21 protein-coding genes and 2 pseudogenes are annotated in these 23,383 nt (G+C 61.4%); 6 read left to right on the forward strand and 17 right to left on the reverse strand.

Annotated features, from left to right (window positions below; translation table 11 throughout):
* From ACIOMR_RS20620 to ACIOMR_RS20670, 11 genes and pseudogenes are all read right to left on the reverse strand, one after another.
* On the reverse strand, positions 1-117 hold a 117-nt coding region (locus ACIOMR_RS20620; RefSeq protein WP_401196157.1), incomplete at its 3' end, for an adenylosuccinate synthetase.
* 74 nt (positions 118-191) lie between these two features.
* Positions 192-1,379: an ATP phosphoribosyltransferase regulatory subunit gene (locus ACIOMR_RS20625; RefSeq protein ID WP_003217507.1), complete on the reverse strand. Its 1,188-nt coding sequence runs from the start codon at positions 1,377-1,379 to the stop codon at positions 192-194.
* Between the two features lie 301 nt (positions 1,380-1,680).
* Positions 1,681-2,547 carry a protease modulator HflC gene (gene hflC, locus ACIOMR_RS20630; protein WP_003217510.1) on the reverse strand — a complete coding sequence of 289 codons (867 nt, stop codon included), beginning with the start codon at positions 2,545-2,547 and terminating at the stop codon, positions 1,681-1,683.
* Positions 2,547-3,722: an FtsH protease activity modulator HflK gene (gene hflK / locus ACIOMR_RS20635; protein ID WP_177080388.1), complete on the reverse strand. Its 1,176-nt coding sequence runs from the start codon at positions 3,720-3,722 to the stop codon at positions 2,547-2,549. The genes hflC and hflK overlap by 1 nt, the downstream gene beginning before the upstream one ends.
* 96 nt (positions 3,723-3,818) lie before the next feature.
* Positions 3,819-5,120: pseudogene (gene hflX, locus ACIOMR_RS20640) on the reverse strand (ribosome rescue GTPase HflX).
* A gap of 12 nt (positions 5,121-5,132) precedes the next feature.
* Complete coding sequence (gene hfq / locus ACIOMR_RS20645; protein ID WP_003217515.1) at positions 5,133-5,396, reverse strand: RNA chaperone Hfq; 264 nt, start codon at positions 5,394-5,396, stop codon at positions 5,133-5,135.
* 93 nt (positions 5,397-5,489) lie between these two features.
* Positions 5,490-6,461, reverse strand: a complete 972-nt coding sequence (gene miaA / locus ACIOMR_RS20650) for a tRNA (adenosine(37)-N6)-dimethylallyltransferase MiaA (protein WP_003217518.1) — start codon at positions 6,459-6,461, stop codon at positions 5,490-5,492.
* Positions 6,461-8,359: a DNA mismatch repair endonuclease MutL gene (gene mutL / locus ACIOMR_RS20655; RefSeq protein ID WP_008439101.1), complete on the reverse strand. Its 1,899-nt coding sequence runs from the start codon at positions 8,357-8,359 to the stop codon at positions 6,461-6,463. Before mutL ends, miaA begins: the two co-directional genes overlap by 1 nt.
* A 14-nt stretch (positions 8,360-8,373) precedes the next feature.
* Entirely contained in the window at positions 8,374-9,807 is a 1,434-nt protein-coding gene (locus ACIOMR_RS20660) for an N-acetylmuramoyl-L-alanine amidase (RefSeq protein WP_202948682.1), read from the reverse strand.
* 3 nt (positions 9,808-9,810) lie between these two features.
* Positions 9,811-10,281, reverse strand: a complete 471-nt coding sequence (gene tsaE / locus ACIOMR_RS20665) for a tRNA (adenosine(37)-N6)-threonylcarbamoyltransferase complex ATPase subunit type 1 TsaE (protein WP_003217524.1) — start codon at positions 10,279-10,281, stop codon at positions 9,811-9,813.
* Entirely contained in the window at positions 10,269-11,129 is an 861-nt protein-coding gene (locus ACIOMR_RS20670; RefSeq protein ID WP_177008315.1) for an NAD(P)H-hydrate dehydratase, read from the reverse strand. The genes tsaE and ACIOMR_RS20670 overlap by 13 nt, the downstream gene beginning before the upstream one ends.
* Before the next feature lie 62 nt (positions 11,130-11,191).
* On the opposite strand from ACIOMR_RS20670, the gene queG reads away from it, so the two are divergent.
* Positions 11,192-12,256, forward strand: a complete 1,065-nt coding sequence (gene queG / locus ACIOMR_RS20675; protein WP_401196106.1) for a tRNA epoxyqueuosine(34) reductase QueG — start codon at positions 11,192-11,194, stop codon at positions 12,254-12,256.
* On the opposite strand, the gene ACIOMR_RS20680 is transcribed toward queG, so the two are convergent.
* Both ACIOMR_RS20680 and orn read right to left on the reverse strand, forming a co-directional pair.
* A complete protein-coding gene (locus ACIOMR_RS20680) occupies positions 12,253-12,870 on the reverse strand; it encodes a trimeric intracellular cation channel family protein (protein ID WP_172834585.1) in 618 nt (205 codons plus the stop codon). The genes queG and ACIOMR_RS20680 overlap by 4 nt on opposite strands.
* 198 nt (positions 12,871-13,068) lie before the next feature.
* The gene (gene orn / locus ACIOMR_RS20685; RefSeq protein ID WP_003217529.1) at positions 13,069-13,611 is read right to left on the reverse strand and encodes an oligoribonuclease; all 543 of its coding nucleotides are present in this window, start codon (positions 13,609-13,611) and stop codon (positions 13,069-13,071) included.
* Positions 13,612-13,717: 106 nt separating this feature from the next.
* Here orn and rsgA point away from each other — a divergent pair, with 106 nt between their 5' ends.
* Entirely contained in the window at positions 13,718-14,749 is a 1,032-nt protein-coding gene (gene rsgA, locus ACIOMR_RS20690) for a small ribosomal subunit biogenesis GTPase RsgA (RefSeq protein WP_003217530.1), read from the forward strand.
* A gap of 2 nt (positions 14,750-14,751) precedes the next feature.
* Here rsgA and ACIOMR_RS20695 read toward each other — a convergent pair.
* From ACIOMR_RS20695 to motA, 3 genes and pseudogenes are all read right to left on the reverse strand, one after another.
* A pseudogene (locus tag ACIOMR_RS20695) lies at positions 14,752-14,883 on the reverse strand (outer membrane lipoprotein carrier protein LolA); the annotation flags it as partial.
* A 20-nt stretch (positions 14,884-14,903) separates the two neighbouring features.
* Positions 14,904-15,926: a flagellar motor protein MotB gene (motB, locus tag ACIOMR_RS20700; protein ID WP_003217531.1), complete on the reverse strand. Its 1,023-nt coding sequence runs from the start codon at positions 15,924-15,926 to the stop codon at positions 14,904-14,906.
* Between the two features lie 3 nt (positions 15,927-15,929).
* Complete coding sequence (gene motA / locus ACIOMR_RS20705) at positions 15,930-16,781, reverse strand: flagellar motor stator protein MotA (protein ID WP_003217532.1); 852 nt, start codon at positions 16,779-16,781, stop codon at positions 15,930-15,932.
* Positions 16,782-16,947: 166 nt separating this feature from the next.
* Between motA and ACIOMR_RS20710 the strand changes: the two genes are divergently transcribed.
* Genes ACIOMR_RS20710 through asd form a run of 3 tightly spaced genes read left to right on the forward strand, consistent with a single transcriptional unit; the run spans position 16,948 to position 20,234 of the window.
* Entirely contained in the window at positions 16,948-18,483 is a 1,536-nt protein-coding gene (locus ACIOMR_RS20710; protein ID WP_401196111.1) for an HDOD domain-containing protein, read from the forward strand.
* Positions 18,484-18,541: 58 nt separating this feature from the next.
* On the forward strand, positions 18,542-19,357 hold the full coding sequence (locus ACIOMR_RS20715; protein ID WP_102367974.1) for a rhodanese-like domain-containing protein: 816 nt from the start codon (positions 18,542-18,544) through the stop codon (positions 19,355-19,357).
* Between the two features lie 16 nt (positions 19,358-19,373).
* Positions 19,374-20,234: an archaetidylserine decarboxylase gene (gene asd, locus ACIOMR_RS20720; RefSeq protein ID WP_003217535.1), complete on the forward strand. Its 861-nt coding sequence runs from the start codon at positions 19,374-19,376 to the stop codon at positions 20,232-20,234.
* Positions 20,235-20,378: 144 nt separating this feature from the next.
* Here the strand turns inward: asd and serB are convergent, their stop codons facing one another.
* The gene (gene serB, locus ACIOMR_RS20725) at positions 20,379-21,593 is read right to left on the reverse strand and encodes a phosphoserine phosphatase SerB (protein WP_003217536.1); all 1,215 of its coding nucleotides are present in this window, start codon (positions 21,591-21,593) and stop codon (positions 20,379-20,381) included.
* A gap of 134 nt (positions 21,594-21,727) precedes the next feature.
* Between serB and ACIOMR_RS20730 the strand changes: the two genes are divergently transcribed.
* Complete coding sequence (locus ACIOMR_RS20730; RefSeq protein ID WP_102367973.1) at positions 21,728-23,260, forward strand: AhpA/YtjB family protein; 1,533 nt, start codon at positions 21,728-21,730, stop codon at positions 23,258-23,260.
* Positions 23,261-23,383 lie beyond the last annotated feature (123 nt).

Genomic DNA, 23,383 nt, shown 5'->3' on the forward strand with positions numbered 1-23,383 from the left:
GATGACCAGGGTGTGGCCAGCGTTGTGGCCCCCGTGGTAGCGCACTACGGCGGCAGCATGTTCGGTCAGCAGATCAACGATCTTGCCTTTGCCCTCATCACCCCATTGGGTGCCCAGGACTACGACATTCTACCCATAACACTTGTCCTCATTCGCGCAAACTTGGTGCCGGCAGTGGCCGGCAGGAAAACTCAAGAAGCCAGTGGCGATACTTGCCAAAGCCCGTTCTGCTGAATCAATTGCCGGTCGCAGTCCGCTTCACGGGCGGCGGCCAATGGCTGCCCAGGCAAGGCCTGGACCACACGCTGACCCTCACTGCGCAACTGGCAAACCTGCTGCCAGAGTGCTGCGTCCGTACTGTCGGGCATCCAGATACCGCCAGACGGCAGTTCGACCTCAGCACGCCCCAGGGTCACCAGGGTTTTCAAATCGGTGGAAAAACCGGTCGCCGGACGAGCGCGACCGAAGTCGGCGCCGATATCGTCGTAACGACCGCCCTGGGCGATGGCCTGGCCAACACCCGGGACAAACACCGCGAACACCACACCGGTGTGGTAGTGGTAGCCGCGCAACTCACCCAAATCAAAATACAGCGGCAACTGCGGGAAGCGCGCAGACAACTGCTCGGCAATCGCCAGCACATCGTCCAGGGCCGCCAATACATCAGCCGGCGCATTCGCCAGGCGATCACGGGCGGCGGTCAGTACTTCACGGCCGCCACACAGATCCACCAGCGCACGCAGCATGCCGGCCAGGTCGGCAGGCACGCCCGCCGTCAGGGCAATCACTTCATCGATGGCCTTGCGCTGCAAGGCATCGAACAACTGTTGTTCCACTTCACCCGACAAGCCGGCCGCACGGGCCAGGCCGCGGTAGATACCGACATGCCCAAGGTCCATGTGCACATCCGGCACATCGGCCAATTGCAGCATGGCCAGCATCAGGCTGATGACTTCCACGTCGCTGCTCGGGCTCGCATCACCGTACAACTCGGCGCCCAACTGGATCGGGCTGCGGGACGACGACAACGCACGCGGTTGCGCATGCAGCACGCTGCCGGCGTAGCACAGGCGGCTTGGCCCTTCGCGACGCAGGGTGTGCGCATCAATGCGCGCTACTTGCGGCGTGATGTCGGCACGAAAGCCCATTTGCCGGCCCGATTGCGGGTCGATGACCTTGAAGGTGCGCAGATCCAGGTCCTGGCCCGCGCCGGTCAGCAGGGATTCCAGGTACTCGATATGCGGAGTCACGACAAACTCGTAACCCCAGCTCTGGAACAGATCCAACACCTGGCGGCGCGCGATTTCAATGCGCGCAGCTTCTGGTGGCAGTACTTCTTCGATGCCATCTGGCAGCAGCCAGCGGTCTACCGTTGCCATTACGCCATTCCCCTATGATCCGGGCGGCCAGCCCTCGGGCGAGCCTTGAGTGAAGCAGAAAATACCCGGCCCCTGCATAAACCACGCGCAAGAGCGACGTGACGAACGACCAACAATCGGCCTCGTCGGGCACTTTCCTCGAAAAACCTGTGGCGCCTGCGGAGCAAAACCACAATCAAACATGCAGACGCAAAAAAGCCGGGAATTTCCCGGCTGCCGCATCATACACCCGTTTTCTGAAAGGATCACCCCGCCCGGCATTTTAGCCGCCCGACGGAGCGATTCTCAGACTACATGCGGGTTACTTGGACTTTTCCAGGTAGCGGAAGAAATCGCTACTTGGGTCCAGCACCATGACGTCGGTTTTGTTCGCAAAGCTTTCACGGTAGGCGCGCAGGCTACGGTAGAACGCGTAGAACTCCTGGTCCTGGCCATAGGCCTTGGCGTAGATCGAAGCGGCTTGAGCATCACCATCACCACGGGCCTCTTCAGACTCGCGATAGGCTTCAGCCAACAGTACGCGACGCTGACGGTCGGCATCCGCGCGGATCCCTTCTGCCAGTTCGTTACCCTTGGCGCGGTGCTCACGAGCCTCGCGCTCACGCTCGGTGCTCATACGCTCGAACACGCTGCGGTTCACTTCCTTCGGAAGGTCGATGGCCTTGACCCGAACATCGATCACCTCGATGCCCAGCTCTTTTTCCGCCATCGCATTCAACGAACGCGTGATGTCCGCCATCAGCGCGTCACGTTCACCGGATACCACCTCGTGCAGGGTGCGCTTACCAAACTGGTCACGCAGGCCCGATTCCAGACGGCGCGACAAACGCTCGTCGGCAATCTGCTTGAGGCCGGAGGTCGCGGTGTAGAAGCGCTCGGCATCCTTGACGCGCCACTTGGCGTAGGCGTCAACCATCACGGCTTTCTTTTCCAGGGTCAGGAAGCGTTGTGTCGGTGCATCCAGGGTCATCAGGCGGCCGTCGAACTTGCGCACCTGGTTGACGTAGGGGACTTTCACATGCAGGCCCGGCTGGACATCCGCCTGGACCACGCGACCGAATTGCAGCAACACCGCGCGCTCGGTCTGAGACACGATATAGAAGCAGTTCCAGGCAGCGATGACCACGACGACGCCCACAATCAGGGCGGTCAGCGATTTATTGCTCATCAACGACTCTCCCTGGTACGTGTTTGCTGTTGCAGCAGGTCAGCGGCCGCACGGGCGCTCGCTTCGTTGGCAGCAGCATTGGAACCGGTAGCCGGTGCGCTGGTGCTGCTACGACCACCTTCGATCATCTTGTCCAGCGGCAGGTACAGCAGATTGTTCTGCCCGCCCTTGCTGCCGGTCACGAGAACCTTGCTGGTGTTGCTGAAGACTTCCTGCATGGTGTCCAGGTACAGACGCTCACGGGTGACTTCCGGTGCCTTGCGGTACTCGGCCACCAGCTTGGTGAAACGATCTGCCTCACCCTTGGCGCGGGAGACCACTTCGTCGCGGTAACCGTTGGCATCCTCAAGGATGCGCTGGGCCTGGCCACGGGCTTCCGGCACCACGCCGTTGGCGTAGGTTTCAGCCTGGTTGCGCGAACGCTGCTCGTCTTCACGGGCACGGATCACGTCATCGAAGGCTTCCTGCACTTCACGCGGTGCCGCTGCGCTCTGTACGTTGACCTGGGTCACGGTGATACCGGTGCGGTACGTGTCGAGGAACCGTTGCAGGCGCTCCTTGATTTCGCTGGCCATCAATTCACGGCCTTCAGTCAGCACCTGGTCCATTGCGGTGGAACCCACCACGTGGCGCAGGGCGCTTTCGGTCGCATGTTGCAGGCTGATCTCCGGCTGGTCGACGTTCAGCACGAAGTCCTGCAGGTTGCTGATCTTGTACTGCACGGTCAGCGGCACTTCGACGATGTTCTCGTCTTCGGTCAGCATCTGGCCCTGCTTGGTGTAGGCACGCTCACGCGTGACGTTTTCCATGTACTTCTTGTCGATCGGCGGGAAGTAGATGTTCAGGCCAGGGCCGACAGTCTCGTAGTACTTGCCGAAGCGCAGCACCACGGCTTGCTCCTGCTCGTCCACCACATAGACGGCGCTGTACAGCCAGACGGCCGCCAGCACGACGAGGCCGATGCCGAGCAGGCCGTAACCACCGCCCTTGCTCGTACGACCGCCTTCGTCACTACCACGTTTTTTTCCACCACCGAACAACCCATTCAGGCTTTCCTGCAGCTTTCGGAAGGCCTCGTCGAGATCTGGTGGCCCCTTGCGGTCGCCATTATTGCGGCGTTTACCACCCCAAGGATCCTGATTATTCGAGTTGCCACCCGGCTCATTCCAAGCCATAGCGCTCTCCATCTGATAAAGCAAAGACGCACCCACGGCGCGCCGACCAATGCTACAGAATGCCTGTCACAGCGGCACAACCGCTTTCTCAGGCTTTTATTGCAAAGTGTGTTGTTCGATGAACTCTGTCGGCACAACGCCTTCACGGCTGACCAGCCGATTCAGCTCCGAGCGCGGCAATCGAACGGCCAGCAAGCTGACACCTTCTTCGTCGTGTTCTTCTTTCTGTACCGCGCCCAGCTCGAAAAACTGTGCACGCAGTCGAGCAAAACGCTGCGGCAAGCGCAAGGTGCCGACGAACAAATCGCTGCCCAACAGCTCGGCAATGGCTTGTTCAAGCAATTCCAGGCCACTGCCATCACGCGCCGACAGCCAGACCCGCTGGGGCTTGCCGTTTTCGTCGCGCTGGATTTGTGGCTCAACGCCTTCAAGCAAATCGAGTTTGTTATAGACCTCGAGGATCGGCAAGTCCTGGGCACCAATCTCGCCCATCACCACCATGACCTGTTAAATCTGCAACATGCGATCCGGTTCGGCCGCATCGATCACGTGCAACAGCAGGTCGGAATTGCTCGACTCTTCGAGCGTAGACCGAAATGCCTCGACCAGCTTGTGGGGCAAGTGACGAATGAAACCCACGGTATCGGCCAGGACAATCGGCCCCAGGTCGTCCAGTTCCAGACGGCGCAAGGTCGGGTCGAGGGTCGCGAACAGTTGGTCGGCCGCGTACACGTCCGATTTCGTCACGTTGTTGAAGAGTGTGGATTTGCCGGCGTTGGTATAGCCCACCAGGGAAACGGTCGGGATATCCGCACGCATACGGCCACGTCGCGATTGTTCGCGCTGGCTGCGCACCTTCTCCAGGCGGCCCTTGATCTGTCGCAGGCGGACCCGCAGCAGACGCCGGTCGGTTTCCAGCTGGGTTTCACCCGGGCCGCGCATGCCGATGCCGCCACCCTGGCGCTCAAGGTGAGTCCAGCCACGCACCAGCCGGGTGCTCATGTGGTCAAGCTGGGCCAGTTCTACCTGGAGCTTGCCTTCATGGGTACGGGCGCGTTGAGCGAAAATATCGAGAATCAGACCCGTGCGGTCGATCACGCGACACTCGAAAACTCGTTCGAGGTTACGTTCCTGACTGGGCGTGAGGATGTGATTGAAAATCACCAGATCGGCCTTTTCGGCGTGGACCAGGTCGCGCAGTTCCTCGACCTTGCCGCTGCCGATCAGGAATTTGGCGGTTGGCCGATGACGCGGCACGTTAAAAAACGCGACGGTCTCGGCGCCGGCCGAATTTGCCAACTCCTGAAACTCCTGCGGATCTTCGCGCGCCTCAGGGTCCTGTCCATCCAAGTGAACGAGGATTACTCGCTCACCACCACCGTGGCGCTCAAAGAACAAAGGAGACTCCTATCAGGCGTTACCTGGTGCAGGCTCGGCGTCACCCTGTTCTTCGGTTGCGCTAGGCAGACGAATTGGACGAACCGGCACTACGGTCGAGATAGCGTGCTTGTAAACCATTTGGCTTACGGTGTTTTTCAGCAGGATCACGAACTGGTCGAACGACTCGATCGTACCTTGCAGCTTGATACCGTTGACCAGATAGATGGAAACCCCAACTTTCTCTTTACGTAAAGTATTCAAGTAAGGGTCTTGTAGCGAATGCCCTTTTGACATGTGCCGCACTCCTTTAAGGATCAATAATAAAAATCGGAAAATAGATAGCTCATGGCCGTCACACCCCCAAGGATAGACGGCAATTGCAAGGACTCAGCTCAATATGGAGACCGTTCCCAAGTATTTCAAGGCGCGTGACAGATTGTCGCTGTCCAGGCTGTCCAGCCAGTGCAAATCGCTCCAACTGCGCAACCAGGTGAACTGACGCTTCGCCAATTGGCGCGTGGCAATGATGCCGCGCTCCTGCATTTCGGCTGACGTCAGCTTGCCATCCAGATGATCCCAGACTTGGCGGTAGCCTACAGCACGTATCGAAGGCAGCCCTGGATGCAGGTCACCTCTTGAACGCAGTGCTACGACCTCCTCCACAAACCCCTGTTCCAACATAATTGTGAATCTTTGTGCAATTCGTTCATGCAGCACCTGGCGATCCGTCGGAGCGATGGCCAGATTCGCCACAGTATAGGGCAATTGTGAGTGTCCCGAGGCGCCTGCTTCAGCACTTTGCGCAGTTTGTTTCAGCCTGTGTTCAGTCATGGTCTGGCCACTGACCCGCCAGACTTCCAACGCTCGCGTCAGGCGCTGGGGGTCATTGGGATGAATTCGCGCGGCGGAAACCGGATCCACAATGGCCAACTGATCGTGCAAGGCCTGCCAGCCAAGGCGCGCAGCCTCTTCTTCAAGTTCGGCGCGCACCTGTGGATCAGCTGGCGGCATATCAGCCAGACCTTCCTGCAAGGCCTTGTAGTAGAGCATCGTGCCGCCGACCAGCAGCGGAATCTTGCCCCGCGCGGTGATATCGGCCATGGCGGCCAGCGCATCGATGCGAAAATCCGCCGCCGAATAGCTCTCGCTGGGATCAATAATGTCGATCAACCGGTGCGGATACTGGGCCAGCAGCTCTTTTGAAGGTTTGGCAGTGCCGATGTCCATGTCCCGGTAAACCAGTGCAGAGTCGACACTGATCAACTCGCACGGCAAGACCTTGGTCAGCTCGATGGCCAGGTCGGTCTTGCCGGCGGCCGTCGGGCCCATCAGGAAGATGGCGGGGGGCAAGGCACTCATCAACGGCCGCGCAAGAACAGTTTGTCCAGGTCGTCCAGGCCCATCTGGGTCCAGGTCGGGCGGCCATGGTTGCACTGGCCGCTGCGCTCGGTGTTTTCCATGTCCCGCAGCAGGCCGTTCATTTCCGGCAAGGCCAGCCGGCGGTTGGCGCGGATGGCGCCGTGACAGGCCATGGTGCCGAGCAGTTCATTGATGTGGGCCTGGATCCGGTCACTGGTGCCGTATTCCATCAGGTCTGCCAGTACGTCGGCCACCAGCCGGTTGGCCTCTGCCTGCTTGAGCAAAGCCGGAATCTGGCGGATAGCCAGGGTTTCCGGCCCCAGGCGTTGCAGCTCAAAGCCCAGCTTCTGGAACACGCTGATGTGCTCTTCGGCGCAATCCGCTTCCCGCTGGCTGACCGCCAGGGATTCCGGCACCAGCAGCGGCTGGCCGCTCAGGCCTTCGCTGGCCATGGCGATCTTCAGGCGCTCGTACATGATCCGCTCGTGGGCGGCGTGCATGTCCACCAACACCAGGCCATGGGCGTTTTCCGCAAGAATATAAATACCCTTGAGCTGTGCCAGCGCGTAACCCAACGGCGGCACGTCGCCCTGGCCTTCCGGCAACGCGGCAGCACCTGGCTCGGCGCCGGGCAGCGGCGCGAAAAACTCGCGATAGGCCGCCTGGGCCTCGGCCACCGGCACCGCCGATTGCGGACGCGGGGTGTACTGGTATTGATAACCGGCGCCGGCGCCTGAACCAGGTGCGGTAAAGCTCGGCTGGGCTTGCGGCGATTGCAGCAGGTTGGCCGCCAGGCTCATTTCGCCCTGGGGCCCGAACTCGCCGGCTTCCGGCCCTGAAGGACGGACAACAGCCGTGACAATCGGCGCCGCCAGGTGATCATCCGGCCGCACATCGCCCAAGGCGCGGTGCAGGGTGCCGTAAAGAAAGTCGTGGACCATGCGACCGTCACGGAAGCGCACTTCGTGCTTGGTCGGGTGCACGTTGACGTCGACCACCGACGGGTCGACCTCGAAAAACAGCACAAACGTCGGATGCCGCCCGTTGAACAGCACGTCGCGATACGCCTGGCGCACCGCGTGGGCCACCAGCTTGTCGCGCACCGCCCGGCCATTCACGAAGAAATACTGCATGTCCGCCTGGCTACGGGAGAAAGTCGGCAACCCCACCCAACCCCACAGCCGCAGGCCATTGCGCTCGATCTCGATCGGCAGCGCCTGCTCCAGGAACCCCGCGCCGCAGATGGCCGAGACACGCCGCGCACGGGCCGCATCATCATGGGCCTCGTGCAGGCTGAGGATGGTCTTGCCGTTGTGGCGCAGGTGGAAAGCCACATCAAACCGCGCCAGGGCCAGGCGCTTGATGACTTCCTGCAGGTGATCGAATTCGGTTTTTTCGGCCTTGAGGAATTTACGCCGGGCCGGGGTGTTGAAGAACAGGTCGCGCACTTCCACCGAGGTGCCCACCGGATGTGCCGCCGGCTGGACCCGGGGCGCCATGTCGCGGCCTTCGGTTTCAACCTGCCAGGCCTGATCGGCGTCGCGGGTGCGGGACGTCAGGGTCAGGCGAGCCACCGAGCTGATGGAAGCCAGGGCCTCACCACGAAACCCGAGGCTCATCACCCGTTCCAGGTCTTCCAGGTCGCGAATCTTGCTGGTGGCGTGACGGGCCAGGGCCAGCGGCAGGTCATCGGAGGAAATCCCGCTGCCGTCGTCGCGCACTCGCAGCAGCTTGACGCCGCCCTGCTCAACATCGACATCAATGCGCCTGGCACCGGAGTCGATACTGTTTTCCAGCAACTCCTTGATTACCGACGCTGGCCGCTCGACCACCTCACCCGCCGCGATCTGGTTGGCGAGACGCGGGCTTAGCAGCTCGATGCGCGAGGTATTGCTCAAGACTGTTTCGCTCATTATTGCGCCGCCAGTTCAGTGCCCGGGATGGTCAACACCTGGCCGACCTTCAATTCATCGGTCTTGAGGTTGTTGGCACTGCGCAAGGTTGCCGCTGACACCTGGAAGCGCACCGCCAGCATCGCCAGGGTGTCGCCCGGCTGCACGCGATGGTCACGCGGGCCCTGGGCGATTTTCCCGGAGTCACGCAGCCAGGCTATATAAGTGCCCGGCGGCGGATTCTGCTGGAAGAACTGCCGAACACCGGCGCTGATGGAGCGCGCCAAAGCCTGCTGATGGCTGGCCGAGGCCAGTTTCGAGGCTTCGTTGGAGTTCGAGATAAACCCGGTCTCCACCAGGATCGACGGAATATCCGGCGACTTGAGCACCATGAACCCGGCCTGTTCCACGCGCTGTTTGTGCAGTGAGGTGACGCGACCAATGTTGCTCAGGACTTTCTGCCCGACGTTCAGGCTAGAGGTCAGCGAGGCAGTCATCGACAGATCGAGCAATACGCCAGCGAGCATCTTGTCCTTGTCGTCGAGGGATACGTTGCCAGCCCCGCCGATCAAGTCGGAACGGTTTTCACTGTCCGCCAGCCAGCGGGCGGTCTCGGACGTAGCGCCGCGATCAGACAGGGCAAACACCGAGGCACCAAACGCCGCGGCCGAAGGTGCGGCGTCGGCGTGGATCGAGACGAACAGGTCGGCGCCCTTCTTGCGGGCGATTTCGGTACGGCCACGCAGCGGAATAAAGTAGTCGCCGGTCCGGGTCAGCTCGGCGCGGTAGCCTTTCATGCCATTGATCTGGCGCTGCAGTTCGCGGGCGATGGCCAGTACTACGTCTTTTTCATGCTGGCCGCGCGAGCCCGAGGCACCCGGGTCTTCGCCGCCGTGACCGGCATCGATGACCACGATAATGTCACGTTTGCCCGCCGGAGCCGGTGGCAGCGGCGGCAATTTGACCTGGGGTTGCGACTGGTTGACCGGCACCGCAGGTATCGTCGCGACGCTTGGAGTTGGCGCAGGCGGCGGCGCGGCATCGGCGGCGTTGTCGAACAGGTCGACCACCAGCCGGTTGCCATACTGCGCGTTGGGCGCCAGCACGAAGCTTTTCGGGGTCACGGCCTTTTTCAGGTCGATAACCACCCGCAGGTCGGTCGGCGTACGCTGGGCCGAGCGCATCGCGGTAATCGGGGTATTGGCCATGGCGACTTTCAACGGCGCGGCCAGGGTCGCACCGTTGATATCAATCACCAGGCGATCAGGCGCCGTGAGGGTGAAGACGCTGTGCTGAACCGGGCCAGACAGGTCGAATACCAGTCGCGTGTTATCCGGTGCCCGCCACAGGCGAACACTTTTCACCTGTGAGGCCGCCAGTGCATTGAAAGTCATTGCCGCAAGCAACACCCCTACGACAGTAACCAACGCGCGAAAGCGCATACCTAACCCCATCAATTATTTGAATTCCAATGCCAAGGCGGCGCACCACGACTCGCCGCGCGCGCTCTGGGACAACAACTTCAGCTGACGTCCTTGCTTATGCGGGGTAATGGTAATGGTCAGGTCCGGCTTTGGCAAAAAGCCTGTGCCTTTATCTGGCCACTCGATCAGGCACAAGGCGTCCTCATCGAAGTAATCACGAATGCCCATGTATTCCAGTTCTTCCGGGTCCACCAGGCGATACAGGTCGAAGTGGAACGCTCGTACGTCACCGATTTCGTAGGGTTCTACCAAGGTGAACGTAGGGCTTTTCACAGCACCCGCGTGCCCCAACCCGCGAATGATGCCCCGGGACAAGGTGGTTTTTCCGGCGCCGAGATCGCCTTCCAGAAAGATCAGCCCTGAGCCTTGAGTGACCCGGGCAATACGGTTGCCCAAGGCGACCATGGCGTCTTCATCAGGCAGGAAAAGAACTACTTCAGACACGGCGATTGCTCCTCCAGCAACTGACGAATGGCAGGAATCAGGTCACTGGCGGCCAGCCCGCGACCGTAGGTACCCTGGCGATCTCCGGCAGTGGCATGCAGCCAGACCGCCAGGCAGGCGGCATCAAATGCCGGCATGCCTTGCGCCAGCAAAGCACCGACCAGGCCGGCCAACACATCGCCAAGGCCAGCGGTTGCCATTGCAGGATGGCCCTGATCGCAGCGGGCAACCCGACCGTCCGGGCTGGCGATCAAGCTGCCGGCGCCCTTGAGGATGGCCACCGCATTGAATTTCTGACTCAAGGCGCGCGCCACGTTAAGGCGGTCGGCCTGAACCTCGGCTGTCGAAATACCCATCAAGCGGGCCGCTTCGCCAGGATGCGGAGTGATCACGCAATTGGCCGGCAGGCTGACGCTGCCCGCCGCCAGCAGGTTCAAGGCATCGGCGTCCCAGACTTGCGGCTGCCTGGCATTGGCCGCTACCGACAGCAGGCTTTTGCCCCAGGAGGCCTCGCCCAGGCCCGGGCCGATGACGATCACGGAAATCTTTTCCAGCAGGCCCATCAATTGATTGGCCGAGTGCACGCCCACCGTCATCACTTCCGGCAACCGCGCCAGCGCCGCACCGACGTGCTCGCTGCGGGTCGCCAGGGAAACCATTCCGGCACCACTGCGCAGGGCACTTTCAGCACTGAGCAAGGCGGCGCCGCCAAAACCGCGGTCGCCGCCGATCAGCAATACATGGCCGAACTGGCCTTTATGGGCGTCCGGGGAACGCGCAGCGAGTTGCGGCAATTGGCCGGGCAACAGGTGCTGAACGTCGGGTATTTCGTGTTTTGTCTGCGGCATGCGTCTTCAAGCTCCGATGTCTGGCAGAATTATACGCATCTAACCTGCGGTTTCTCTTGTTCATGCCTGCTATTACCTACGACCTGCCCGCCCTCGCCCAATCGATCAAAGACTGGGGCCGCGAGCTGGGCTTTCAACAAGTGGGCATCAGCGGCCTCGACCTCGCCGAGCATGAACAGCACCTGCAACGCTGGCTCGACGCCGGCTACCACGGCGAAATGGACTACATGGGCGCCCACGGCAGCAAGCGCTCACACCCGGAGGAGCTGGTACCCGGCACCTTGCGCGTGGTCTCACTGCGCATGGACTACTTGCCGGGCGACACCCAAATGGCCCAACTGCTGGCCAAACCCGAAAAAGCCTACATCTCCCGCTACGCCCTGGGCCGCGACTACCACAAGCTGATCCGCAAGCGCGTGCAGCAACTGGCCGACCGCATCCAGGCGCAAATCGGCCCGTTCGGCTTCCGCGCCTTTGTCGACAGCGCCCCCGTGCTGGAAAAAGCCATCGCCGAGCAGGCCGGGCTCGGCTGGATCGGCAAGAACACCTTGGTACTCAATCGCAAGGCGGGCAGTTACTTCTTCCTGAGCGAGCTGTTTGTCGACCTGCCGTTGCCGGTCGACCCACCCCACGCCACCGAACATTGTGGCCGCTGCACCGCCTGCCTGGATATCTGCCCTACCAACGCCTTCGTCGGGCCCTACGTGCTGGACGCCCGGCGCTGCATTTCCTACCTGACCATCGAGCTGAAAAGTGCGATCCCCGAAGAACTGCGCCCACTGATCGGCAATCGGGTATTCGGCTGCGATGACTGTCAGATCGTTTGCCCGTGGAATCGTTTCGCGCGGCCTACCGACGAACGCGATTTCAAGCCACGGCACAACCTGGATAACGCAGAGCTCGCCGAGTTGTTTATGTGGGACGAGGACAAATTCCTCAGCAGCACCGAAGGTTCTCCCCTGCGCCGCGCCGGCTATGAGCGCTGGCTGCGCAACCTGGCGGTGGGCCTGGGCAATGCGCCATCAAGCATTCCGGTGCTGGAAGCGCTGAAGGCGCGTCGGGAATACCCCTCGGAACTGGTGCGCGAACATGTGGAATGGGCGCTGAACCAGCACGCCGAACGTTAGTGCACGTCGTCGTTGTAGACGAACTTGGGCATTTCCCAGTGAAAACGGATCGCCAGCAGGCGCAATAGAAAGCCGCTGAACAGCGTCAGCAGGATCGATTGCTCACTTGGCAGCTCAAGGTAGATGCACAGCATGTAGAACCAGGCGGCCAGGAACGACACGCTGGCGTACAGCTCGCGGCGGAAGATCAACGGAATGTCGTTGCAGAAGATATCCCGCAGGATGCCGCCGAATACCCCGGTGATCACACCGCTGACTGACGCCACCAGCATGCCGTGGCCCATTTCCAGGGCGGTCATGCTGCCGATCAGCGTGAAGGCCACCAGGCCCACGGCGTCCAACGCGAGGAACAGCGAGCGCAGGTGGCGCATCAATGGAGCGATGAAGATGGTCACCAGGGCCGCGACGGAGGTCAGCACCAGGTACTCCGGGTGTTTGACCCAGGTCAGCGGGTAGTGGCCGAGCAACACGTCACGCACCGAACCGCCGCCCAGCGCCGTCACGCAGGCGATCAGCACCACACCGAACCAGTCCATCCCGCGCCGCCCGGCGGACAAGGCACCCGTCATGGCTTCGGCGGTGATGGCGATGAGGTAGAGCATCAGCAGCATGATGGCGATCCTTGCAAAGTTGTGGCGAGGGGGCTTGTCCCCCGTTGGGGTGCGAAGCAGCCCCTTTTAAAGGCAATAGAGTTTTCAGGTAGATCGGGATGTCAGATTTTAGGGCCGCTTCGCAGCCCAACGGGGGACAAGCCCCCTCGCCACAGACAAGCCCCTCGCCACAAAAGCCCGCTGGGCTCAGGTATTACCGCTTTAGAACTTGATGAAATGCTTGCGGTAATGCTGCAGCTCGGCAATCGACTCGCGGATATCGTCCAGTGCCAGGTGGGTGCTGCCCTTGTGGAAGCTGTCTTTGACTTCCGGCGCCCAGCGCGCGGCCAGCTCCTTCAAGGTCGACACGTCCAGGTTGCGGTAGTGGAAGTAGCTTTCCAGCGCCTTCATGTGGGTATAGAGAAAGCGGCGGTCCTGGCAAATGCTGTTGCCGCAGATTGGCGACTTGCCCTTGGGTACCCACTTTTCCAGGAAGGCGATGGTTTCGGCTTCAGCCTCAGCCATGCTCACGCGGCTGTCGCGCACACGCTGGGTCAGGCCCGAGTTGCCGTGGGTGCGGGTGTTCCACTCGTCCATGGTGGCCAGCACCGCGTCGCTGTGGTGAATGGCGATCACCGGACCTTCGGCCAAGGTGTTGAGGTTGCTGTCGGTGACAATGGTCGCCATCTCGATGATGACGTCGGTGTCAGGGTTCAGACCGGTCATTTCCAGATCGATCCAAATCAGGTTCTGTGGGTTTTGCATGTCGTGGTTCCTTGGCACCTTGGCGTAGCTGCGCAGTTTAGCAGGCAGGGCGTGCTAGACTCGCGACCGTTTCACCTAACCTTTGCATTATCGACACGGAACACCAATGGCCAAACGCCAGCTCAACCGTCGCCAAAACTGGCGCATCGAAAAGATTCAGGGCGAACGCGCTGCCCGCGCCGCCAAACGTGAATCCTCCGCCGTGGAAGCGCTTGAGGGCGGCGACCTGGGCCCCGAGCAAACGGGCCTGGTGATCGCGCACTTCGGTGTGCAGGTCGAAGTCGAGGCCACCGAAGGCGATCACGCCGGCCAGGTGTTCCGTTGCCACCTGCGCGCCAACCTGCCTGCGCTGGTGACCGGCGACAAGGTGGTATGGCGTGCCGGCAACCAGGGCATCGGCGTGATCGTCGCCCAGTTGCCGCGCACCACCGAACTGCGTCGCCCCGACAGCCGTGGCCAGCTCAAGCCGGTAGCGGCCAACGTCGACATGATCGTCATTGTCTTCGCGCCACTGCCTGAGCCCCATGCCAACCTTATCGACCGCTACCTGGTAGCCGCCGAACACGCCGGCATTCGCCCGCTGTTGCTGCTGAACAAATTCGACCTGATCGACGAACAGAACGCCCCGGCGCTCAACGCGTTGCTGGCGGTGTACCGCACCCTCGGCTACCCGGTGCTGGAAGTCTCGGCGCATCACGGCAATGGCATGGAACAGTTACAGACTGAACTGGACGGTCGCATCAGCGTGTTCGTCGGCCAGTCGGGCGTGGGCAAGTCGTCCCTGGTCAACAGCCTGTTGCCGGAAGTCGAAACCCGTGTTGGCCCGCTGTCGGAGCTGTCCGGCCAGGGCACCCACACCACCACCACCGCGCGATTGTTCCACTTTCCGGGCGGCGGCGAGTTGATCGACTCCCCCGGCATCCGTGAATTCGGCCTGGGCCATGTGAGCCGTGCCGATGTTGAAGCGGGCTTTATCGAGTTCAACGACTTGATCGGCACCTGCCGCTTCCGTGACTGCAAACATGACCGCGAGCCGGGTTGCGCCCTGCTCAAGGCACTGGAAGACGGCCGCGTGCAGCAGCAGCGAATGAACAGCTATCGCTCGATCATCGCCAGCTTGCCCGAGACCAGCTATTAACATGTAGGAGCGAGCTTGCTCGCGAAAAGCTTGAGGGCGCCGCGTGCATTCAGAGAGCACGCGTCATCGTTAACGTCCATCGCGAGCAAGCTCGCTCCTACAGGATGTAGCAGATACAAAAAGGCCGCGATCATCGCGGCCTTTTTGTACCTGCTTACGAGCCAGTGGCTGGCTGAGTCGGATCCTTCACACCGCCATCGTCAAACAGGTTCAGCTTCTGTCGCAGCTCATGGGCCGGCAAAGGCTCCTGCTCCGGCGGCAGTGCGTTCGGGTCTGCCGGCACCTCGCCCGGCGCGCCTTCACCCTGGGTCGGTACCGGTGGCGTCGCAGGCGGGTCACCTTCAATTGCACGCTGGGCCTTTTTGGTCAGCACGACGATATCGATGCGTCGGTTGATCGGATTGAACGGATCCTTGGGATCAAACAGCTGCGAGGAAGCAAACCCCACCACCCGTGCCACTTGCGGGTCCGGATAGCTGCCGGCCACCAGTGCACGACGCGCGGCATTGGCCCGGTTGGCCGAGAGCTCCCAGTTGCCGAAGTCGCCCTGGCCTGCATACGGCTTGGCGTCGGTGTGGCCGCTGATGCTGATCTTGTTCGGCACCGCCTTGATGGTGTCGGCCATGGCCAGCAGGATGTCTTCAAAGTACGGCTTCAAGCGTGCACTGCCGGAATCGAACATCGGCCGGTTGGCGGCGTCCGTGATCTGGATGCGCAAGCCATCCGGGGTGATCTCGAAGGAAATCTGGTCCTTGAACTTCAGCAGTTGCGGGTTTTCCTCAACCTTGGTTTGCAGTTCCTGCAGCAGCAATTCCAGGCGTTCCTGCTCGACCTGTTCGGCCATGCTCTCGACGGTGTCGCGCTCGATCGGGATCTTTTCCTGGGGCGAGTCGGTCTTGATTTCCGGGTTGATGGTGCGCTCGGGCGCCAGTTGCGGCGAACCACCGAGGTCGATCACAAAAGGCGTGCCGCTCTCGGAGAAACCGATGGGGTCCTTGAAGTAACCGGCGATGGCGATCTTCTGTTCCGGCGTGGCGGTGGACATCAGCCACAGCACCAGGAAGAACGCCATCATCGCCGTCGCAAAGTCGGCGAAGGCGATTTTCCAGGCGCCGCCATGGTGCCCCGCAGCGAAGCGCTTGACGCGCTTGATGATGATCGGCTGGTTGTTTTCCATGGCTTAGCGACCGCGAACCGCTTGTTCCAGCTCAGCGAAGCTTGGACGGTGCTTCGGATACAGAACCTTGCGCCCGAACTCCACTGCCAACGATGGCGGCATGCCGGAAGCCGAAGCCACCAGGCAGGCCTTGATGGCTTCGTACAGATTCACTTCTTCCTTGGCATCGTGGGCCAGGGACGTGGCCAGCGGGCCGAAGAAACCGTAGGCCGCGAGAATACCGAAGAAGGTACCTACCAGTGCCGCACCTACGTGCATGCCGATGGCTTTCTGGTCGCCTTCACCGAGGGAGGCCATGGTCACCACGATCCCGAGCACCGCGGCAACAATACCGAAACCGGGCATGCCGTCGGCGATGCCGGTCACGGCGTGGGATGGGTGCTCCAGCTCTTCCTTGAGGCTGAACAGTTCCATGTCGAACAGGCCTTCCAGCTCATGGGGCGCCATGTTGCCGGACGACATGATGCGCAGGTAATCACAGATGTAGGCGGTCATGCGCTCGTCTTTGAGCACGGCCGGGTACTTGGCGAAAATCGGGCTCGCCGCGGCGTCCTCAATGTCGCCTTCGATGGCCATCATGCCTTCGCGGCGGCTCTTGTTGAGGATCTCGTAGATCAGCCCCAACACTTCCAGGTAGAAGGTGTGGGAGAAGCGCGAGCTGAACATGCCCAGCGACTTCTTGATCACGTGCATCGTCATGTAGCCGGGGTTGGCCTGCAGGAATGCGCCGAACGCCGCACCGCCGATAATCAGCACTTCGAAAGGCTGGATCAGCGCCGCAATCTTGCCGTGGGAAAGGACGTATCCGCCGAGCACGCTCGCGATGACGACGATGATGCCGATAATTTTAGCCATAGGGGATGAGTACTTGCGCCGTCGGGTTCAGGGTCATATTCGCAAGAGTTGAAAACTCTTGTTCTACTTATCGGCAAATCTGCGCCAGACTATAGCCCGTTATGGCGAAAAACCAGTTCGGCCCGTCCCGGGCGTGTTGACCGCAAGTGATGATCGCGCCCCAATCATGGCAAATGAAACGACAGTCCCAACTCAAAAACCCGCCACCCTCGCCGCTTGGATAAAGCGCCTGGACGATGTGCTGTTGCCTGTTCCACAGGCGAGCCACGACCGGGTTTGCAAGGCCATCGGCGACAACCGCAGTTCGTTGCGGGATATTGCAGAGCTGATGCAGAACAGCCCGGCGCTGGTGCTGAGCGTGATGCGCGAGGCCAACAACCAGGCCCACGGCAGCCTCGCGGAGCCGGCAGAAAACCTCGAAGTGGCGATCAATCGCCTCGGCCTCAAGCGCACCGAGGAGTTGCTGCGGCGCCTGCCTTCCGTGCCGCTGAATGAAATCCCCGTGGCCCTGCGCCAGCTGCAGATGATCAGCCAGCACGCTTCGCAACAAGCCAGCGGCCTGTTCGCCAGCCGCCTGGCGCGGTTGTGGCAAGACATTCACTGGGGCAGCCTGCTGTTCCTTTCACCGCTGTGGCCGATGGCGATTGCCTATCCCAAGCTGCTGGAAGAATGGGAGCTGCGGGTGATTCACAAGGGCGAATCGGCCCGCACAGTCGAACAGGAGCTGTTCGGCGTACGCCTGCTGGACCTGTGCCTGGGGTTGACCGACACCTGGCGCCTGCCGATCTGGGTGTCCCAGGGTTATACGTTGCTGCTGACGGAACAACGCTTGCTGGTCAAGGCGCTGAGCATTGCCCGTGAAGACGAGCCGTTGCGCCAACAGCAGTTGCTGGATGCCGACCCGAACCTGCGTCGCTGGCTGAACCAGCCGGCCAACACTGTGCTGTTGGCCAACGGCCTGGCGCTGGCGGCGCAGGAGTCCTGGACCTGCCCGCACACCCAGCGCTGGCAATACCTCACTGCGCTTTACCTTCAACAACCGTTGGCCGAAGTGCAGCAACAGTCCCACCAACACGCGGCGATCAGCGCCCGCAGCACCCTGATGCGCGACCTGTGGCACCCGGCGCTGTCGTTGATCTGGCCATGGGATGTGCAGCGCGTTCACCACGGCTTGCTGCCGGCACCGCCACCCACCGCCGAGTCCCTGGCGATCTGGCGCAAGCGCTGCACCGAATTGCTCGTAGAGCCGAGCCGCTTTGCCAACGCCATGCACCTGACCACCTGCGCCAAGGAAGCCCTCGTGGCCTGCGGCATGCAACGGGTGATGCTGCTGATGGCGGACAAAACCTTGAGCACGCTACGTGTGCATCAAGTCGACGGCCTGCCGAAGGACGCCGACCACATGAGCCTCGACGTGGCGCATAGCACCCTGCTGCAACGCCTGCTGGCCAAGTCCGCCCAGGTGCGCCTCAACCCCGACAACCACGCCCAGTTCTCGGCACTGCTGCCGCCGGAACTGCGCCGCCTGTTCAAGGGCGAACACCTGCTGCTGCGCTCCCTGAGCTGCAATGGCCGGGTGGTGATGCTGATGGTGGCCGACCAGGGCGGCGGGCCGTTCTCGGAAACCACCGTGCAGGCCTTCGGCAAAACCGCCCAATGCATCGAAAAGGCCCTGCACAGCTTTACCAACCGCAGTGCCTGACGCTTGCGCTACAATCGCCCTCCCTTAGCGCCCAATTTTTATGCCCAGGAGACCTCACATGCCTGACTTCTCTGGCTTGCCGCTGGTCATCGAGGCCAGTGACCTGCTCGGTCGCCTCGATGCCGAACACCTGATCCTGGTGGACCTCACCAGCGCTGCGCGTTACGCCGAAGGGCATATCCCCGGCGCACGTTTCGTTGATCCAAAACGCACTCAACTGGGCCAGCCACCAGCGCCGGGCCTGCTGCCGGGCAAGGCCGATCTTGAAAAGCTGTTCGGCGAACTGGGCCACACCCCGGATGCCACTTACGTGGTGTATGACGACGAAGGCGGTGGCTGGGCCGGGCGATTCATCTGGATGCTCGACGTCATCGGCCACAAGAAGTACCACTACCTCGACGGCGGCCTGCTGGCGTGGCTGGAAGAAAAACACCCAGTGTCCACCGAGGTACCGGCCAGCGCCGGCGGCCCGGTCAGCCTGACGTTGCATGAAGAACCCACCGCCACCCGCGAATACCTGCAAAGCCGTCTCGGCGCTGCCGACCTCGGCATCTGGGACGCCCGTGGCCCGCTGGAATACTCCGGCGAGAAAGTCCTCGCGGCCAAGGGTGGACACATCCCGGGCGCGGTGAACTTCGAATGGACCGCCGGCATGGACAAGGCACGCCAACTGCGCATCCGCCGCGACATGCCGCAGATCCTCGAAGACCTCGGGCTGACCCGCGACAAAGAAATCATCACCCACTGCCAGACTCACCATCGTTCTGGCTTCACCTACCTGGTGGCCAAGGCGCTCGGTTATCCGCGAGTCAAAGGTTATGCCGGTTCCTGGGGCGAATGGGGCAACCACCCCGACACCCCCGTTGAGATTTAAGGTTTAAGGACAGTTAATGAAAAAGCAGTTGTTCATCCTCAGCCAGTACTTGCTGCCCCACCACCTGCTGTCGCGTCTGGCCGGTTGCATTGCCGAATGCCGCGTGCGCTGGTTCAAGAATGCGTTCACCAGCTGGTTTGCCAAGCGTTATCAAGTGGACATGTCCCAGGCCCTGGTTGAAGACGTGACCGCTTACGAGCACTTCAACGCCTTCTTCACCCGCGCGTTGAAAGACGGTGCACGGCCGCTGGATCAGACCCCAGGCGCGGTGTTGAGCCCGGCCGATGGCGCGGTCAGCCAGTTGGGCCCGATTGAACATGGCCGGGTGTTCCAGGCCAAGGGCCACAGCTTCAGCGTGCTGGAATTGCTGGGCGGCGATGCGGCGGTGGCTGCGCCGTTCATGGGCGGCGATTTCGCCACTGTTTACCTGTCGCCGAAGGACTACCACCGGGTGCATATGCCATTGGCCGGCACCCTGCGGGAAATGGTTTATATCCCTGGCCGAATCTTCTCGGTGAACCAGACCACGGCCGAAAATGTGCCGGAACTGTTTGCGCGTAACGAGCGTGTTGCCTGCATCTTCGACACCGAACGCGGCCCGATGGCCGTGGTGCTGGTTGGCGCGATGATCGTGGCGTCGATTGAAACGGTTTGGGCAGGCTTGGTAACGCCGCCAAAACGCGAGCTGAAAACCTTCCGTTATGACGAAGCTGCCCGTGGGCCGATCCACCTGGAAAAAGGTGCGGAACTGGGGCGCTTCAAGCTGGGTTCGACGGCAATCGTGCTGTTTGGGCCGGACCAGGTGCAATGGTCGGAAGCACTGCAGGCGGGGACGCCGGTGCAGATGGGCCAGGGCATGGGTTTGCCGAAAGCCTGACTCAAGGCGATTGAAGATCAAAATGTGGGAGCTGGCTTGCCTGCGATAGCATCGGCGCGGTCCCTCTGAAAGAACGAGGCGCCTGCATCGCGGGCAAGCCCGACTCCCACATTGATCCGGTTCAGACCTTAAGCTTTGTGTCGTTTACAGTTGACCGTCGCGGTCGCGAAAGCCCAACAGGTACAACACGCCATCCAGCCCTAAAGTCGAAATCGCCTGCTTGGCCGATTGCTTGACCAGGGGCTTGGCCCGGAACGCCACACCCAACCCGGCAATCGCCAGCATCGGCAAGTCATTTGCCCCGTCGCCGACCGCAATGGTCTGCTCCAGACGCAACCCTTCCTTGTGTGCCAATTCCCGCAACAGGTCAGCCTTACGCTGTGCGTCGACAATCGGCTCCACGGCCACGCCCGTCACCTTGCCGTCTACCACTTCCAGCTCGTTGGCGAACACATAGTCGATACCCAGCTTGGCCTGCAATTGCTTGGCGAAGTAAGTGAAACCGCCCGACAGGATCGCGGTCTTGTAGCCCAGGCGCTTGAGTTCGGCGAACAGGGTTTCGGCACCTTCGGTCAGTCGCAGGGAGGCGCCGATGGAGTCCAGCACGCTGACGTCGAGGCCTTTGAGCAGCGCCAGGCGCTCCTTGAAGCTGGCTCGGAAATCCAGCTCACCGGCCATAGCACGCTCGGTAATTTCCGAAACCTGCTCGCCTACACCGGCAGCCTTGGCCAATTCGTCGATGACTTCGGCTTCGATCAGCGTCGAGTCCATGTCGAACACCGCCAGGCGGCGATTGCGGCGGAACAGCGAGTCTTCCTGGAAGGCGATATCGACATTCAGCTCCTGGGCAACGCTCAGGAATTCGGCACGCAGGGCCTGAGGATCTGCCGGCTCACCGCGTACGGAGAACTCAATGCAGCCCTTGCCCTTGTCCGCTGGCGTGTCCAATGGCATGCGACCCGACAGACGGTCAATATGGTCGATATTCAAACCGTACTGAGCCGTGATCGAACTGACACGCTGCAATTGCTCGGCCGTCACCTTGCGAGTCAACAGCGTCACGATGTGGCGTTTTTTGCCCTGGCCGGCCACCCAGCTCTGGTAATCCTCTTCGGACACCGGGGTGAAACGCACCTGCTGATCGAGCTTATACGCCGTAAACAGGATGTCCTTGAGCACGGACGAGGCCTGCTCAGTGCTGGGAATTTCCACCAGGATGCCGAACGACAGCGTGTCGTGAATCACTGCCTGGCCGATGTCGAGAATGTTCACACCACCCTGGGCCAGAACACCGGTAATGGCTGCGGTGAGACCCGGACGGTCCTCACCTGTGATGTTAATCAGGACAATTTCGCGCAAAGCGCACCCCCGAGCTGGAAAAAAACCGCATTCTACCCACTTTCAGTGACCATCGGGCACAGCCAGCGCTTTGCCGGTCTTGGGCCTGTCGCTATACTGCGCGTCAACTTCACGGACTAAAGAGCCGAGCTTAAGTGAACCGGCCCACGCCAGTAAAAACCGATAACTTCTTCCTGCTGATCTTCCGGGCACTGCGCCACCGCCGTGTACCGATCGCATTACGCATCGCCAGCCATAACGTGATCCTGGTCGCCCTGGCCCTGGTCATCTACGCCTGCGTGATGGGTTTGCAGTTCAAGCAGGCCATGCACGAGCAAGCCGACGCTTTGGGCGAGAGCCTGACCACCCAGACCGCCACCTCGGCGACTGAGTTGTTGGTGTCCAACGACATCCTCAGCCTCAACGTGCTGCTCAACAACCTGACCAAGAACCCGCTGGTGGCCCACGCTGCTATCTATAGCGTGGACAACCGGATCATGGCCGAAGCCGGGCAACGTCCGAAAAACGGCCTGCTGGGTGAAGCCGAAGGCCTGTACCAGAGCAATATCACGTTTCAGGACGTGAAGGCCGGCCAACTGCGCATCAGCCTGGACATGCAACAGTTCCAGCAGCCGATGACCATCAGCCTGCAAAGCATGGGTATCTTGAGTGCGATCCTGCTGGCACTGTCCCTGGCCTTGAGCCTGCGCCTGGGCCGGCATATCTCCACGCCACTGATGCAACTGCGCATCTGGCTGCGGGATATCGATGAACACACCCCGGCCACCGACCGCCAGGACGAAATCGGCGACCTCGCCCGCCAACTGCACACCAGCTTCGCGCCGGAGCCCGTAGTGCCCGAGGTTGAACCCGAGCCCGAGTTCGACGACACCGACTACGAAGACGACGAGCCCGAGTTTGAAGTGCGCAACCTGCGGGACCCGAGCTTCGACGAGTCTGCGCCGGTAGCGACCCAAAAGCCGGCGACCCGTCATGTGATCAAGGCAGAAGAAGACGAACTGGACGAAGAAGACCCGTTCGCCGATCTTCGCGATACTTCAGTGCCAACCGCTCCTGCTGTGCAGCCTGCTCCGGTGCGCAGCACCCAGCCCCAGCACAGCGCCGTATTGGCCGTGCAACTGGGCGCACAGGATCAACTGCGTCGCTTGCCGCGGGCACGCCTGACCGAGCTGCTGGAACGTTATCGTGACTGCCTCGACCAGGCGGCCTCGCTGTATCAGAGCGAACTGCACACCCTGAACGACGGCAGCACCTTGATGCTGTTCCACAGCGAAGACAGCGGCGAAGACTACCTGACCAACGCCATCTGCTGCGGTGAACTGCTGCGGGCCCTGGGCCATGCGCTGCAAATCGAAGTGGCCGACAGCGGCATCACCCTGCAACTGCAATTGGGCCTGACGGTGGGCGACGATCTGTATGGCATGAGCCAGATCGATCTGCTCCTGACCGAGATTGCCCAGGATGCGCTGGCCTTGTCGCAACACAGCCGCAACCTGCTGCTGGTGGAACGCAAGATCAGTGACGACGTGCTGATTCGCCAGCGTGCGCGGATCCGCCCGATTGCCAGCCCTGAAGGTGCGTGCTGTGTGGAGCGGTTGATGGAGCCTTACCCGTCGATGCTTGAGCGCCAGCTGGCGCGGATGCATGAGACGCGGGCGAAGAACTAAAGAACAACGCAAATCAATGTGGGAGCGGGCTTGCTCGCGAAAGCGGCCTGTCAGTCAGCCTATGTATCGACTGATCCGCCGCCTTCGCGAGCAAGCCCGCTCCCACATTAGATCTGCGTACCG

It is taken from the genome of Pseudomonas sp. NPDC087814 (assembly GCF_044742865.1).
Taxonomy (GTDB): Bacteria; Pseudomonadota; Gammaproteobacteria; order Pseudomonadales; family Pseudomonadaceae; genus Aquipseudomonas.

Excerpts from the sequence above, each read along its gene's own strand:
- ACIOMR_RS20625 (WP_003217507.1), bottom strand. The coding sequence starts at position 1,379 with ATGGCAACGGTAGACCGCTGGCTGCTGCCAGATGGCATCGAAGAAGTA.
- hflC (WP_003217510.1), bottom strand. The coding sequence starts at position 2,547 with ATGAGCAATAAATCGCTGACCGCCCTGATTGTGGGCGTCGTCGTGGTC.
- hflK (WP_177080388.1), bottom strand. The coding sequence starts at position 3,722 with ATGGCTTGGAATGAGCCGGGTGGCAACTCGAATAATCAGGATCCTTGG.
- hfq (WP_003217515.1), bottom strand. The coding sequence starts at position 5,396 with ATGTCAAAAGGGCATTCGCTACAAGACCCTTACTTGAATACTTTACGT.
- miaA (WP_003217518.1), bottom strand. The coding sequence starts at position 6,461 with ATGAGTGCCTTGCCCCCCGCCATCTTCCTGATGGGCCCGACGGCCGCC.
- ACIOMR_RS20660 (WP_202948682.1), bottom strand. The coding sequence starts at position 9,807 with ATGGGGTTAGGTATGCGCTTTCGCGCGTTGGTTACTGTCGTAGGGGTG.
- ACIOMR_RS20670 (WP_177008315.1), bottom strand. The coding sequence starts at position 11,129 with ATGCCGCAGACAAAACACGAAATACCCGACGTTCAGCACCTGTTGCCC.
- queG (WP_401196106.1), top strand. The coding sequence starts at position 11,192 with ATGCCTGCTATTACCTACGACCTGCCCGCCCTCGCCCAATCGATCAAA.
- orn (WP_003217529.1), bottom strand. The coding sequence starts at position 13,611 with ATGCAAAACCCACAGAACCTGATTTGGATCGATCTGGAAATGACCGGT.
- rsgA (WP_003217530.1), top strand. The coding sequence starts at position 13,718 with ATGGCCAAACGCCAGCTCAACCGTCGCCAAAACTGGCGCATCGAAAAG.
- motB (WP_003217531.1), bottom strand. The coding sequence starts at position 15,926 with ATGGAAAACAACCAGCCGATCATCATCAAGCGCGTCAAGCGCTTCGCT.
- motA (WP_003217532.1), bottom strand. The coding sequence starts at position 16,781 with ATGGCTAAAATTATCGGCATCATCGTCGTCATCGCGAGCGTGCTCGGC.
- ACIOMR_RS20710 (WP_401196111.1), top strand. The coding sequence starts at position 16,948 with ATGGCAAATGAAACGACAGTCCCAACTCAAAAACCCGCCACCCTCGCC.
- ACIOMR_RS20715 (WP_102367974.1), top strand. The coding sequence starts at position 18,542 with ATGCCTGACTTCTCTGGCTTGCCGCTGGTCATCGAGGCCAGTGACCTG.
- asd (WP_003217535.1), top strand. The coding sequence starts at position 19,374 with ATGAAAAAGCAGTTGTTCATCCTCAGCCAGTACTTGCTGCCCCACCAC.